At 62.7% G+C, this 14,920-nt stretch carries 13 protein-coding genes; all 13 read left to right on the forward strand.

Annotated features, from left to right (window positions below):
* Positions 1-230 precede the first annotated feature (230 nt).
* The 13 genes from C0V72_RS14860 to C0V72_RS14920 all read left to right on the forward strand — a co-directional run bounded on the left by C0V72_RS14860 (position 231) and on the right by C0V72_RS14920 (position 14,830).
* Complete coding sequence (locus C0V72_RS14860; protein WP_101794923.1) at positions 231-1,835, forward strand: LPD7 domain-containing protein; 1,605 nt, start codon at positions 231-233, stop codon at positions 1,833-1,835.
* Between the two features lie 219 nt (positions 1,836-2,054).
* A complete protein-coding gene (locus C0V72_RS14865; protein WP_101794924.1) occupies positions 2,055-2,723 on the forward strand; it encodes a hypothetical protein in 669 nt (222 codons plus the stop codon).
* A 397-nt stretch (positions 2,724-3,120) separates the two neighbouring features.
* Positions 3,121-4,044, forward strand: a complete 924-nt coding sequence (locus C0V72_RS14870; protein ID WP_101794925.1) for a 3'-5' exonuclease — start codon at positions 3,121-3,123, stop codon at positions 4,042-4,044.
* A gap of 99 nt (positions 4,045-4,143) precedes the next feature.
* Positions 4,144-5,058, forward strand: coding sequence for a hypothetical protein (locus tag C0V72_RS14875; protein ID WP_101794926.1), 915 nt, complete (start codon positions 4,144-4,146; stop codon positions 5,056-5,058).
* A 208-nt stretch (positions 5,059-5,266) separates the two neighbouring features.
* Positions 5,267-6,181: a hypothetical protein gene (locus C0V72_RS14880; RefSeq protein ID WP_101794927.1), complete on the forward strand. Its 915-nt coding sequence runs from the start codon at positions 5,267-5,269 to the stop codon at positions 6,179-6,181.
* Positions 6,168-6,947, forward strand: a complete 780-nt coding sequence (locus tag C0V72_RS14885) for a hypothetical protein (protein ID WP_101794928.1) — start codon at positions 6,168-6,170, stop codon at positions 6,945-6,947. The genes C0V72_RS14880 and C0V72_RS14885 overlap by 14 nt, the downstream gene beginning before the upstream one ends.
* Positions 6,948-7,108: 161 nt before the next feature.
* The gene (locus C0V72_RS14890; protein ID WP_101794929.1) at positions 7,109-7,684 is read left to right on the forward strand and encodes a hypothetical protein; all 576 of its coding nucleotides are present in this window, start codon (positions 7,109-7,111) and stop codon (positions 7,682-7,684) included.
* A gap of 305 nt (positions 7,685-7,989) precedes the next feature.
* Positions 7,990-8,934 (forward strand): DNA N-6-adenine-methyltransferase, encoded by a 945-nt coding sequence (locus C0V72_RS14895; protein WP_101794930.1) that lies wholly within the window; start codon positions 7,990-7,992, stop codon positions 8,932-8,934.
* 390 nt (positions 8,935-9,324) lie between these two features.
* Entirely contained in the window at positions 9,325-9,978 is a 654-nt protein-coding gene (locus C0V72_RS14900; RefSeq protein WP_101794931.1) for a recombinase family protein, read from the forward strand.
* A 261-nt stretch (positions 9,979-10,239) separates the two neighbouring features.
* Entirely contained in the window at positions 10,240-12,981 is a 2,742-nt protein-coding gene (locus C0V72_RS14905) for a TonB-dependent receptor (protein ID WP_101794932.1), read from the forward strand.
* Positions 12,981-13,847 (forward strand): hypothetical protein, encoded by an 867-nt coding sequence (locus C0V72_RS14910; RefSeq protein WP_101794933.1) that lies wholly within the window; start codon positions 12,981-12,983, stop codon positions 13,845-13,847. The genes C0V72_RS14905 and C0V72_RS14910 overlap by 1 nt, the downstream gene beginning before the upstream one ends.
* A gap of 74 nt (positions 13,848-13,921) precedes the next feature.
* Positions 13,922-14,347: a MarR family winged helix-turn-helix transcriptional regulator gene (locus C0V72_RS14915; RefSeq protein ID WP_101794934.1), complete on the forward strand. Its 426-nt coding sequence runs from the start codon at positions 13,922-13,924 to the stop codon at positions 14,345-14,347.
* A gap of 222 nt (positions 14,348-14,569) precedes the next feature.
* Positions 14,570-14,830 carry a hypothetical protein gene (locus C0V72_RS14920; RefSeq protein WP_143704625.1) on the forward strand — a complete coding sequence of 87 codons (261 nt, stop codon included), beginning with the start codon at positions 14,570-14,572 and terminating at the stop codon, positions 14,828-14,830.
* Positions 14,831-14,920: the final 90 nt, after the last annotated feature.

Raw genomic sequence — 14,920 nt, forward strand, 5'->3', positions numbered from 1 at the left:
TGCTCTCGGCTGTACCCGGCGCATGATCGGCTCAGACTGATGCCGAAATCGGCGGGAGCTCCAATAAGCTACACCACGCCGTGGGACACGATCCATGGTCGCAATGCGATGGCCTGCGCCGTAGGGCCGGCACAGCCTATTCGAATGCAGCTTTGGGCAAGTTATCAAAGCGACTGCGTTCAGACGGCTACTCGCCGCCGTCGCCCGACCTGCATGTCCGCGCCTTTGTCATGCCGCGCTACAATGCGGTCGACGAGACGGTGGATCAGTCAAGCCGCAACGAGGAGCTTTCCGAGTTCAAGGCGCTCACCGAACACCTCGAAACGCAATACAAGCAAGCTTATGCAGCTCTTCGCAATGCGGAGAAGGGTGACGGGGTCAACCAGGCGCGCCGTAAACGCAAGGCTGCCCATCAGAATGAGCTGAGCGCAGTCAAAGCGGCACGGCCTCATGCCGTCACGCCGTCGAAGCTAACCTCAGCCAGAGCGGGGTCGCCTACGCCGCTTCCAGCGACGGACATCGCGGCGTTCGTGTGGGGGCCTGTTAGGCAGGGATCTGAATCCGAAGAGAAACGCAAGCAGGCCGAGGAGCATCTGGAGAAGCTCTACACCCGGCAACGTGTCGCCGCTGAAACTCGCTACTATCGGGACCAACAGCTCGCATTTGTCGAACGCCAGCGAACGATCCAGATCATCTCGGCCAGACGCTCGGCGCGGATCGATGCGCTTGCACTGGCGCGGGCCAAGTTCATGGAAATCCGTATTGTCGCACGCCAGCGTATTCGCGAGAGCCTTGCGAGGATCGCCGCCGAGATCGGGCTGAGCGTTGGCCCTGAGCGGCTCGGAGCTGTCTCCAAAGATCATCACGACAAGATCCGGAACGGTAGCCTCCGGAGCATCCTGTCGCGCGCCAACGATTGGCACACGAGCTTCGCAACACGTCGCCGATCACGCCTGGCAGTGCAGCAGGATCGGCAAGAACGAGCAAAAATCGCACGGAACCATACGTCTGCGCGCCTTACCGAGTATCGCGATAGAAACGCAGCCGATACTGATCGTGGAACCGCACCGGCTCCCCCTCCGAACATCGCCGGCAAGGCATCACTCCGACTTGATCACCTCGACCGCGACAGGCTCAAGCTTGTGCCGTCACGCTTCGACGTTGACGGCATCCGGTTCCTTGACGATCCCGTGCTTATGGAAACGTTTGCCGACAAGCCGCGGTTCGCGGTTCTGCCCAACGTCCAGGAGCGCCTCAAGGCGATCGAAGCCATTCAGATCGAAGAGCGACGCTGGATCGCGGCGGCCGTGCTCAGTGGCAGGGTCACCATCGCAGACGGCCAGTTGAAGGCAAGCAGAGAAGGCGATCGCTGGGCCGAGGCGTTCTGGGAGCACCAGAAAGGCGATCCCAGCTTCCATCGCTTGCTGCTTGTCGCACGGCTGCGTCCCGATCGCTTCAAGTTCGATCTCGACCAGCGTCCTGATGTCCGGGCCTGGAAGACTGCGCGGGCGCAACAGCCCGAGCTTGCCAACCTGATCGCGAACGAGATCTTCGTCGCATCGGAGCGCCATGGCCGCAAGGTTTTCGAAGAAGAGCATGCCAAGAACAACAGGACGGCGCAGAAGGCCGCGAAGATTGCCGACGAATATCGCGAACAGATCTTCAAGACGATGCGCGGTGATGACGCAGAGTTGCTGAGACGGACGAAAGGGCGCTTCTCGGACACTTACAGAGCAGAGATACGGCAGCTACCAAATGAAACAAATTCTGAATTTGCGAGGCGAAAGAAGCTGCATGCGAGAATTTTCTCACCCACTTCTGGAAGAATTCGATGAGGATTCATATATGCCAGAGCAGGTCTATAATGGCGTTTAGTGACTTACTTGATCCGAATTTTAATCGGTACGAAGGGAACTGGAGGGCTGCATAAAGTGAAGCACTTTGGAACAGGTGTCGCATTACCAATTGGATTTCACTCAATTGGCGAATAGTGCAAAAAGAGCGAATACGGCGACTGTCGCTTCATTCGCTTAAGTGTGGTGAAAGGTGAGGTCATGGCGAAGGTGACAACGCAGGACGCGGTCGATCGGGCGGCCGACGCACTCCTCAAAGAATACAACTATGATATCGAGAAGGTCATTGCCAATCAGGTGGCCAAAGCCATTGGCTGGGCTAAGGGCAATGACCTGATCAAGGCCGCGCTCGAAAACTGGAAGGAGCGGCGGATTTCCGAAGGCGTGCCCTTTATTGCGAAAGCGCCGCCCGAGCTGGATGAAGCGCTGGACGTTACCTGCGAGAGCCTGCGTCGACTGCTCCGCGGCCTCACCGGCAAGTACCGCGCTGAGGATGGCGAGATTCATGAGCGGGAGATCGATAAATGGTCCGACCGGTACGATAGCCTCGAAGTCGAGCGCGATGAGCTCCAGCACAAGCTTGATGATGCCGAGGAACGGTGCCGCACCGTAACCGACGAGCGGGACCAGCTGGCGAGCGAACTTGCAGCGACCAGGGGCGAACTCAGCCAGGAGAAGGCCAAGCTTCAGGCGGTGCAGGATCAGTATGATAAGCTCCTGAAGACGCTTGGCGGTCTGAGCGGGCTCGCTGCCGATGAACAGCCGGTGCCGTGCGACGATGTCGCGCCCGAGACCGGCCTAGCAAATCCCTCGGAGCGTCACTCACCCCAGAAGCGAGGCCCCGGCAGGCCCAGAAAGGGTTCGGGCTGAGCCTTCGAAGGAGGCAAATGCGAAATCCTCACCCGATGATTTGCTGGATGGAACGCCGTGGGCGAAGGGCCCGGGCGGCAGTAGCAAAGATAAGGGCGACTGATCGAGGCGCATGGACAGGCGCACGGACCACAAGTTCGGCAAGCTGGCAGGGGGCACCTCGGCGCTAAGGCGGCAGGTCTTTTTTTGCCGCCGCAAATGGAAAAGCGCCACCGCGCCGTGCGTTGGGGCGCGCAGCTGCACCGGCGCGCGTACAAGCGGGAAGTTCCTGAACAGAAGAAGGAGGAAGGGAAGAGGGGCCTGCCGGTGGAACCGGCAGGGTGAAAGGAAAAGGTAGAGTCCTAAGGGCTCGGCCTTCGCCTCGCCGGTTTCGCCAACCCACTGGAGAAACCATCCCATGAACAGATCACATTCACATCTCGATCCGGTCAGCGAAGCGCTCGCCGAGCGGCTCGCCGACTTTCCCGACTACCGCGTCCTGCGGGCACTGCCACAGCCCTATGCATCCATGCCCGGGGCCGGTGCGCCGCCGGAGGGCCGATGCATCGCGCTGCTCGATGTCGAGACCTCGTCCCTCGATCCGCAATCCGGCAGCATCATCGAAATCGCGATTATGCTGCTATGGGTTGATGATGACGGAAGCCTGCTTGGCCACTTCCCCATTTTCAGCTGGCAAGAGGACTCTGGGCATCCGTTGGACGAGAGGATCACTAGGCTCACCGGGCTTCGCGATTGCGATCTGGCGGGAAAGGCAATCGATGATGAAGTGGTCAGGCGCCTGCTCGATCGTGCCGACCTGCTGTGCGCCCACAACGCCAGGTTCGATGCCGCATGGATTTCAAAGCGCTGGCCTGATCTCGCTTGCAAGCCTTGGGCCTGTTCTTGCGTCGAGGTGCCTTGGCAGGAACTCGGCTTCGAAGGGCGCAGTCAACCGTTTCTGCTGCAACAACATGGCTGGTTCTCGCACGCGCACCGCGCGCCGGCGGACGTTTGGGCGCTGTTCTGGCTGTTGATCCAATCACGCCCTGATCGGCACAGGGATGATGACGATTCCGCGAGCACGGCCGAGCGCACGTATCTTCAACGTCTGATGACCGCCAGCGATCGACAGACCTTCAAGCTCGAGGCGGTGGGAGCGCCATTCTCGAAAAGGGATGTCCTGCGCGCGCGCGGCTATTCCTGGGATGCCCACCCGCTCCGCAAGGTATGGTGGCGCGAAGTGCTGCCCGAGGCGGTGGAGCCCGAACAGCTGTGGTTCGCGCGCGAAAATCTGCCGCAGCCCCGCCTCACCCCCATGACCGCGCGAGACCGGCACCGCTGAGCGGTTAGCCCAGTCCATCACCCAATCATCTCATCATCGAAAACCACTCAGCAAAGGCCCGCCACTGGCGGGCCTTGCTGCATCTGAGGAACCCGTATCATGACCAATGACATCAAAGCCAAATCCGCGACCGCCTTCGCCGATAGCGCGAACAAATGCGCCGAGCCTGTCGCAGCTCTCGACTTCGAGACGGCGCTGATGCTGGAGGCCCGTCAGTTCGAAGCGCGCTCACAGGTGGAAGAAGGCAAGGGGCCGCGCCCCCTGCGGCTCATCGTCGTCGATCTTGAGTTCGCATATGATCGCGACGCTTATGAGGGCTACAAGGTTGCCGAAGGGGCGGGTGCCGAAAAGGACATCCGCTGGCCGTTCCACGCGATCGCCTGTGCCAGCTGGATGATCCTTCGGTTCGATCCGTCGGCCGAGGTTCCCGTCGTCGAGGAGGTCACCACGCTTGCGAATGACGAGGCTAACGAGGCCGAGATCGCCGCGCGCCTCTTCGGCGTCCTCGAGCTTCACCCCGGCGCGCGGCTGATCACTTGGGGAGGGGAGTCGAAGGACTTGGCTGTGCTGCGCCGCGTTGCGGCCGCTGCTGGTCTGCTGCTGCCGCCGCAGCTTCTGGATCCCCACCCGCATAGCCGACACCGGCTCGATCTATGCCGCGCTGTTTCGGGGAGCGCGCGGTTTCCTCACCTGCCCGAGTTCGCCGCTGCCATCAAGGTGCCGTGCAAGCCGGCCGCGGCGAAGGAGGTCGGTCCATTGGTGGAACGCGAAGAATGGGAGAAGGTCCGCGACCAGTGCCTCGCCGACGTGCTGACGACCTGCGTGATTGCGCTTCAGCACCTCGCCGCAAGTGGAGCGGTCACGTGCCACCGGCAGCGGAGCATCGCCGCCATCGCGGAAGCAGCGAGCAAGGCGATGCCGCGAAGCGCCTTCGTGCGCAACACCTTCGCGCCCTGGGCGCGCGCGCGGCTTGCAGAGTCGCGGCTGTCCGGCGCGATCTACCGCGCGGGCTGAGCGACACGCTGTCCCAGTCTGGAACTCGGATCAGCCCAACAAGAACAGGAGAACCCCATGACCTGATCATTCCCTGACCCGCCGTCGCGCCTTGCGCAAACGCACCGGCAGAGAATCCCACGCGCCATCGTCGCTCTCGCTGGGGGAGCTCATCCGCCGCAGGTCCCGCGAGGACACTGCGGCTTTCTTGTATCCGAAGGAAACATCAATGCCCAAGTCCACCAAACCTACCCATAGCCGCGGCCGCAAGCCAGCCATGCCCGACGGCTCTACCGAGCCGCACGAGCTCGCCCTTCCGCGGATCTTCCCGATCGCGGGAAGCGAGATCGTGCCCGAGCAGATCTGGCGCATCCCGGAACGTCATCCGCACAGCCGCGGCCCCTGGACCGGTGAGCCGGACAGGCTGGGCTGGACCGATGCGGCTACCGGCTACTCGTGCCTGATCCTGCGCCAACACACCGGAGCCCTCTCTGGCTATGTCGCCGTGCCATTCGGGCACCCTCTTTGGGGGTTCCGACATGATGCGATCCCCGCCTCGCTGGTGCTCAACCCGCATCGCGGCCTCACCTACAGCCAATACTGCGACGATCGGTTCGCCGGCACGCCTGCGGCAGCGCTCCGGATCTGCCACGTGGATCATCCCGGTCGGCCTGTCGACCTCATGCGAGAGCCTGATCCGCTTGCCGAAAGCCGGGCTCGGTCTGGCCGCAGTCCGACCGCCGAACCGAAGTTTCAGCCGGACAATATGGCCTGGTGGCTCGGGTTCTCCACCGACCGACCTGGCGATCTTCGGCCGAACAATCCGGCGACCTTTCCCCGTGGCGACGATGAACGAGTATATCGCGATCTCGCCTATGTGTTCACCGAAGTCGTTAGCCTGGCGAGCCAGCTGCACGCGCTTGCGGAACGGACCTCGCATGTGATCGCTCCCCCGCCCACTGGGCTCGCGCCGCCCCCGGATCGGGAGGGGAACCGGAAGCCCGCAACCGATCCGGCCGCGGACGGCGGCTCGACGCGGGCCATCCAGGATCGACACCGGGATGGCGGCGCTTCCTCAGGCGATCTGTCGCGGCAAGTCCCAAAGTTCCTCAAGAAGAAGGGAGGAACCGATGAGCAAGCCTGAGCATGATTACAGGCGCGAGCCGACCTTGCCGTGGGGCTACTGGCTGCAGCACGAGCCCGATTACAGCACCGTGAGAGATGAGGGCGGCCGCAAGTGGCCAAGCCTGCACCACTACTTCTACGTCCACCGAATGCGCATGCACGTCGTCTCGCCATACAAGCTCGAGCAGACCATGCGGCGCTTGCTCGCGGTCCTGTGTGCCATCGAGCGGCGCTGTGCAGGGATCGAGGAACTCGCGATCGACGTCTTCGCCGGAGACCGTGACGCGACCCGGCATTTCCTGCTGCAATGCGAGACCGAGCGGCTGACCGATCGCGGCATGCTCACGGTCGAGGGAAGGGCAGTGCTCCACATGCTCGAACTCACCCAGTCGCCGAGGGCGCCTGTGATCCCGGTCGGGGTCGCGGATATTCCTCGCGCACACCCCGACGATCCGGCAACCGACGCGGAGGAGCGGGAGCGGGTGTTCGCGGCGCAGGAAGCGTTCGCGCGCGAGCACCTGCGCTTCCGCTTCATCCGTGAGGAGATCGTGAAAAGTCCCGGCATCAAGCTCGTGGGCCTGGCGCTTGGCGGGCCTATGCCGTTCACGCGCGTCATCTGGTCGATGCAATTCGCCAACGAGGCGGCGCGCGATCGGATGTTTGCCTGGCTCACGCTCCGGCTCCATCGCTGGGATCATTGGGCGGAGCTCGTGCTCAGGGGCGGCGCGATGCAGCTCACCGAGCTTCTGCTGCAACTGACGATCGCCGATCCCCGCGACAGCTAGCCGGGAGCAGGCCGGGCGAGAGGCCTTTGGCAGAGCCTCGCCTTCACCCTGTCCAACCCGGCTCACACGTCCCTGCAGGCAGGCGGTGCTCCTCGAAAGCACCGCCTGCTTTGCGTTCTGCCATCCCATCCTCTCTGCCTTTCCATCGATGAGGCTGACCCATGTCCCAGTTCGTTCATCCGGATATCTTGTCCGCGTTGGTGATTACCCGCACCCGGCCCGAGCACCGACCGCGTTCCCTGATCAGTTCGCTTGCATTGTTCTCAGCGACCCGTTCGGGTGAAGCGGAGGTCCGCTTCGCCCTTCACCACGCTTTCTTCGATGCGACCCATACCCGCGTCGAAATCATCGGCGGTCTGGCCGAGCGTTTACCTCAGGCCAGCGAACTGCTGGTCTGGCACACGGTCTCCCCTGTCCAGCGGCGGCTGAGAGCACACAGGAGCGGCGACCTCTTTCCCAGCGATGCCGAACTGGTCCTGCGCCAGCGTCCGGATATCACACTCTTGCCTCTGCATACATCCGGCGCGCAGCTGCGCGAAGCCGCTGCGGATATCGCGATCCAGCTCTCCGACTCCACTTTGCTCCCGCTGCGCCTACAGCGGCTTGCGGCGCTTCAGGCGCAGGCATTGTGGGCGCTGTATGTCCGCAAGTTCTGCCCGGCCGATGAGCGAAAGGCGCTGTTCGCGGCGTACCGCGCGTGGCGAGTTATCGAGGACGCAAGGGGAAGAGCGCGCTAAAGCTTCGCGCCTTCTATGCACCTATACTCCCAAACCAGAGACGGTGGCCGCCGGTCTAACCCTATTCGACGTCGTGTGGCATCGCTAAGAAGATAAGCTCTTGAACGCAATTGGCCCGGTGGCCATATCCCGACCGAACGCGTCCATATGTCCAGCCTGGCTGGGCTGATCGAGCCTCTTGTGGGCGTTCCGGCCGAGAGCGGGCTTTGCGCCGCAGATTCGGCAATCCCTACAACCTGGACCGACTGGAGAGGTGCGCCTTATGCGCAACTTAACTGCGCGGTCTTCGACAAGAGGCCGGATCAATGCCCCCCAAGACTATTGCGAAAGCCGCCCTGTGCGATCCCGCTCAGCGCGCGGCTGTCAAGTATGCGCCCTTCGATCTTTGCGCGGAAGTCAAACACGCGCGCATCGCCAACTTGCTTTCTCCCGATGAGCTCGCCGTCTATGCTGGCTGCTCTGCGAAAGACATCCACGACATTGAAGCTGGAGGTGGCAAGGTCGAACACCTCGCCCGGGTGATGGACAGCCTCAAGATCGATCTCACAGCAATCAAACGTGGGACGATGCTGCACGCCCGCCTGACAGCGACCCGTCAGGCGAAGAAATGGACCATCGAAAAGCTGGCTGCCCGGACGGGTCTTTGCATCCAACGCGTCGCCGACCTCGAGATGGGCAAGGTCGACGTCAAGGACTTGCTGATCGTCCTCAATACCTTGGAACCGCATTACCGCCGCCGAGCTAGTCCGTCGACGCAGGACGCACATGACAAGGATTCTCGCTTCACGCCTCCGTCGATCGTCCAGGCGATCCAGTCTGCCTTCGGCACTGTCGACCTTGACCCCTGTGCGCATTCCAACAGCCCTATGAGGGCCGCCAATCAGATAAAGAAGGAGATCGGCGGAGACGGCCTCAATGAAGAATGGGAGGGACGCCTTGTCTTCGTCAATCCGCCTTACAGCCGCGCGTCCCAATGGCTCACTAAGGTCAATGCCGAGTGGGAGAAGGGCAAAATCGATACACTGCTCTGTCTCAGCAATGCGAAAACCGACGCAGCGGCATTGCACAAAGCCCTCCAGCGCGGTGCGTGGGTCTTCCTGTTTGAGGGGCGCTTGAAGTACCTGAAACCCGATGGGACCAGTGAGCCGTCCTCGCAGGCATCGATGATGATTTCGTACGGCACGAGCCGGTCACAGCGGGAGATCTTCGCGGCGTCGGTTGCCGGGTCGTGGCTTGCTCTTTCGACTTGATGGGTACGCCATTTCGAGCTGTCTCGGTGGATGGCGCACAAGTCACACTTCAGGATTGGTCGGCTTTTCGGCTTTTCGGGCACGGCATCCGGAAAGGCGGCCGCATGAACGGTGGACCTTCCCTTTTTGGAATGGGAGCACTGGACACTGCCAATATTGCCAACGGTGGCTGAACAGCGGTCTGTGAGCCGTGAACGCGAAATTTTGGCGGCTGCACTAGTTGCTGGCGCTATACAAGCGGAGGGTTCTGAGACGGAAAACGTCTTGCCAGATTGCCTCATTGAATCAGTTACTTGTGTACCTATCGTCTCGGCTCGGCTTGAACCCCCCGCACATTTCTGCGCCCCCTTGGCATCAGAATGCACGACTGGCTCAGGAAGGAGGGCCTAGATGGCCGAAAACGTCTCCATGATCGGATACACCCGCGTATCGAAGGCCGATGGCAGGCAGGTCCATCACCTGCAGCACGATGCGCTGATCGCCGCAGGCGTTGATCCCAAGCGGATCTATCAGGACAGCATCTCGGGTGCTCGCGACAGCAGGCCGGGGCTGGATGCATGCCTCGCCGCATTGGCGCCAGGGGACACGCTGGTGATCTGGAAGCTCGACCGGCTCGGGCGCAGCCTTCGCCATCTGGTCAACACCGTCGGTGAGCTGACCGCCAGGGGCATCGGTCTGAAAGTTCTCACCGGCGAAGGGGCGATGATCGACACCACCACCGCCAGCGGCCGCCTCATGTTCGGGATATTCGCGGCGCTGGCCGAATTCGAGCGAGAGTTGATTGTCGAGCGTACGAGGGCTGGCATCGCCGCGGCACAGGCAAGGGGCAAGCACTGCGGGCGCCCACACGAGCTGACCCCAAAGAAGATCCGCCTGCTCCAGAGGGCCATGCGCAAGCGCGAGAAAGTCGTCCTCGATTTCGTCGCCGAGTTCGGCATCTCGAAAGCGACCGCGTATCGCTACGTCGGCCCGGACGGTGAACTCCGTGCTTTGGCGAAGCGAGCGCTGGAGTTGCAGGGGGTGGGGCAGGGGAAAAGGACGTAGGTAAGCGTGGATTGCTGATGTGTTTGAATGACGGACTTTGGGACTTAGCTGCCGCTCGTTTTGGCTCGTGGAAACGGCTGGCCTTGGCGAAATCAGCCAAACCTGACGTGCCAAAGGCTGCACTATCCAAGGTGGCAACCGCCATGTTTGCCGCTGCGCGGGCTCTGATACGAAGCAGCCATAAGCCCGGTGCCGTCCTTTCCGGAATTGCCAGAGGGCTCTGGGATCGGGCTCGCTGGAAGGCGGAACCGCTGATCTGGAATGACCATGCCTTCGAAAAGCGCGGGTGTCCCAAAGCTGACGCCGATCGGCAAACACTGCGACACATTTCGACCCTACCTCGCCCTCTCGACGCTGTCGCTCTCGACGCAACGTGTGGGGAAAATCATGCTTAAGTCTGCCTGGCTCCTGAGCGCCTCGGCGCTCGTCCTTGTTCCCGTTTCGGCGCTTGCCCACAACGGCAATGCTGACGATCAGGTGGCACCTCCGCCAAGCGAGAGCGAGCAGGAAATCGTCGTGACCGGCTTCCGCAAGGGTGAGCTTGCAGCAGTCCAGGCCAAGCGCGACGCCTTCATCGTTTCGGACTCGATCGTCTCCGACGATATCGGTCGGCTGCCAGACCAGAATACCGCCGCCGCGCTGCGCCGCATCCCGGGCGTGTCGGTCCAGGAGGACCAGAACGAGCCGCGCTTCCCCTCGATCCGCGGGCTTCCGCCGACCTATAACCGCACCCAGATCAACGGCGCGATCGTCGCCACCGGCGACAACGGCGGTTCGCGCACCGTCCCGCTCGACACCGTGCCGTCGAACTTCGCGCAGCGGCTCGAGGTGTACAAGACGATCACGCCCGAGATGGATCCCAATGCGATCGGCGGGATCATCAACATCGTCACCCGCAGCGCCTTCGACAGCGACGAGCCGTTCCTCAACGCCACGGCCGCCTACACCCTCCTCGAACAGGCCGACGACATCGCCAGCGAGAAGATCAGCTGGCGGGCGAACGCACAGGGCGGAACTCGCTTCGGCCCCGACCAGCAGTTCGGCATCGTCGGCCAGGTCAACTACTCGCTGCGCAACTACGACATCACCCAGTTCGAAACTGCGACGCCGAGCTTCCGCGAATACACCGCGGCCGGGGCGCCGGTGGATCTCGGCCAGGGGAACGGCATTCCCGTGCCCGTGCAGGAACGCCTGTTCCTCTACAACAACGTGCGCGAGCGGATCGGCGGCGCGCTGGCGCTCGAATGGCAGCCTAACCCGGGCGTCTACATGCGCCTGTTCGGCACCTACAACCGCTTCAAGGACAACGAGACGCGCGACGAGAACCGGCTCGAACAGGTCGGCAACGTCACCAACCAGACCGCGACGAGCGGCACCTTCGCGAACGCGCGCAACGTCATCAACCTCAACCTGCCGACCACCACCCAGGCGATCTGGAACGTCCAGTACAATGCGCGTTTCGAGGCGAGCGAGCGGCTGCGGGTCGACTTCGACGCGGTCTATTCGGGCGCCGAGGGCAAGGAAGTAGGGCGCGGCGAGACCTTCCGCTCGGCGAGCAGCGCGGCCTTCGGATTCAACTACGACACCACCGACTTCTTCTTCGAGTTCGCGCCGATCACCCCCGCGAGCCTCGCCAATCCGGCCCTCCACCCCTTCCTCAGCCGCACCGAGAGCCTCAACACGACCAATCAGGACATCTACGAGGGGCGGCTGAACTTCACCTACGACCTCGACATCGAGGACGCCGAGGTCGAGCTGAAGGCGGGAGGTATCTTCCGCCGCACCGATCACGTGCGCAACCAGGACCAAACCACCTACAGCCTCGCAGCGGGCTCGGGAGTGACGTACACGCTGGCCGACGCCTTCGTCCGCAAGCCGCTCAGGGTGATCGGCGGCAAGCGCTTCGACCTCGCGATCGACCGCAACAAGGCGCTGGCCTTCTTCAATGCCAACCGCGGCGCCTTCACCGCCGCGACCAACAACGTCAACGGCGACTTCACCGTCACCGAGGACATCTACGGCGGCTTCCTCCAGGCGCGCGCCAAGTTCGGTGATGTCGAAGCGCTCGGCGGCCTGCGCTACGAGCGGACCGAAGTCAGCTCGACCTCGGTGCGGGTCAACGGCGGCGTCGCGGCGCCTTCGCGGGCCGATGGCGGCTTCGACAGCTTCCTGCCCAGCGTCCACCTGCGCTGGAACGCTGCGCCCGACTTCGTGCTGCGCGCCGCCTGGACCAACACCATCGGCCGAGCCAACTTCGGCGACGTGACCGCCCGCGAGACGCTCAACGTGATCGCCGGGTCGATCCCCACCCTCGCGCGCGGAAACCCCGGACTCAAGCCGCGCGAATCGATGGGCCTCGACCTTTCGGCGGAATACTACACCGGCAATGGCGGGCTGTTCTCGATCGGGGTGTTCTACAAGGACATCAAGAACGAGATCTTCACCCTCACCTCGATCGAGACGCTCGATCTCGGCATCGGCCGCGGCCCCGAGCAGGTCGAGGTTTCGCAGCCCGACAACGCCCAGTCGGCGACGATCTTCGGCATCGAGGCGGCGGTGCAGCAGTCGCTGACCTTCCTGCCCGAACCCTTCGACGGGCTGGGGATCAACCTCAACGGCACCTACATCGACAGCGATCTCGAGGTTCTGACCACCGCCGGGCCGCGCAAGCTCGGCTTCTTCCTCCAGCCGAAGTGGGCGGCCAACGCCTCGGTGTTCTACGAGAAGGGCCCGGTGGAGGCGCGGGTCGCCTACAACTACACTGGCGGCTTCCTCGAGACGATCAACCAGACCATTCCCGGCGCGGACCAGTTCTGGAAGTGGCGCGGCACGCTCGATGCGCAGATTCGCTTCCGCATCACGCCCAATATCGATCTGTTCGTCGAGGGCGAGAACCTGACCGACAGCCAGCGCATCGAACTGACGGGCCCCAACCGCAATCTGCTGCAGGAATCCGCGCAGTACGGCCGCACCTTCAGCTTCGGCGCTTCGATGGTGCTGTGATGCGGAGCCCTGCCCTTGGTGTGCTGTTGGCGCTTGCAGCGCCTTCGTCGGCGCAGGTCGCAGGGGGCGAGGCTCCTGGGCCGCGCGCCGCCCCATCGCCGCCACATCCAGCCCAGGGCCTGACGGCCGAAGTTGTCGCGCGCTGGTCTGCGCCCGAGGCGCGCCAGGGCGTTGCCGTGGACGGGGCGCACTTCTACGCCATCGTCAACAGCCGGATCGGCAAGTATCGCAAGGCCGATGGCGTCAAGGTTGCTGAATGGGTCGGCGATCGCATCGCCATCCGCCACCTCAACAGCTGCGTTGTCGACGGCAAAGAGCTCGTCTGCGCCAATAGCAATTACCCGCAGACCCCGATGGCAAGCTCGGTCGAGATCTTCGATACGCGCACCATGGAGCATGTGCGTTCGGTACCGCTGGGCGTGCGCGATGGGTCGCTCACCTGGGTGGAGCGCCGCGGCGGCGTATGGTGGGCGATGCTGGCCAATTATGACCCGCCCCGAAGCCACCTCGGCAGGACCCATCGCGACACGCGGATCGTGCTGTTGAACGACAGCTGGGCGGAAGTGGGAGGATATGCGCTACCCGACAGCCTGCTCGAACGGCTTGCGCCGCACAGTGTATCGGGCGGCAGCTTCGGCCCTGACGGTCTGCTCTACCTGACGGGCCATGACGCGCCCGAGATCTACGTCATGCGCATCCCCCGCCAGGGGCCTGTGCTGGAGCACATCGCCACGCTGTCAGCGCCAATCGAGGGGCAGGCCTGGGCGTGGGACCGAAGCTCGGAACGCTCGATCTTCGCCATAGCGCGCAGTAGCGGCGAGGTGATTGTTCTGAAGATCCCCAGCATCGAGCCTGCGGCGCCATGATGAGGGTTCACCTCGAAGTGTTCATTGTGCATTTCCTGCTTGACGCCCGATCAATTCAGTAGCATCCTACTGACATGTCGCACCCCACTCTCGAGCTGAAAAAAGCATACCTTGCACTGCGGCATGCGCTGGACCGCACGGTGCGGCAGTTCAACCTGACCAGCGCGCAATTCGACGTGTTGCAGCTGCTGATGCATCACGACGGTCTGCCGCATCGCGAGCTGCAGCAACGCCTCGCTGTGGCCTCGCCCACCTTGTCGAATATCCTCGATGTGCTCGAGCGGGAAGGCCACGTGGAACGCCGGACAGATCTATCTGATGCCCGGATCAAGACGATTCACATGTCGCCTCAGGCGAGACTATTGTGTGCTTCAGACGAATTCTGTTCGGCTGGAGATGCTCTCGTGAAGCAGATGTTCAAAGGCTTTTCGGACGCGGAACGAAGCGATTTCATGAAAGCCCTCAAGCGCGTCGAGAAGAATCTCGAAGACCTTATCTAGCCTTCTCTTTTTCCTAAATAGATAGCCTCCTACCGACCCTAACCGGCTGACGGATTTCCTATCCGTTAGCTTCCTATTGGAGTATCTTCGATGCCCGTACTCACATACATTCTGGAAGCACTGATTGGCGCCACGCTTCTCGCCACCGCCTTCGGAATTGCAGCCCGGTCGCCGCGGACCGCGCCGTTGCTCAAGTCTATGCCAGCTTCACGACCGGCGCGCATGGCACTTGCGGCCCTGACCGCTCTGCCCGGCATCGGGATGATCGTGGCGACCATTGTGCCCATCGCCGCATTCTTCGCAGCAGTGTTGTCCATCCTCGTGGTCGCTGCGCTCGGCACCGCCAGCAAGATCAATGGTGGACGACCCTCATGGCGGATCTCGGTGCTGCTGGTCGTGGCGGCCATCTCGGTGGCCATCATGCAGCCCCTCGGGCTGAAGGTGATGTTTTTGCCGCCAGCCGACGAGCTCCCCGTCTGTTGAAGGACAGTTCACAGGAGCCGTAAGGCGACATCCAGCTTTACGAGGTGTCGCCTTGGCCTGATCGATTTCCCGGCGGATGGTCTTCCGGGA

Origin of the sequence: Porphyrobacter sp. TH134 (genome assembly GCF_002855495.1) — a bacterium.
Taxonomy (GTDB): domain Bacteria; phylum Pseudomonadota; class Alphaproteobacteria; order Sphingomonadales; family Sphingomonadaceae; genus Erythrobacter.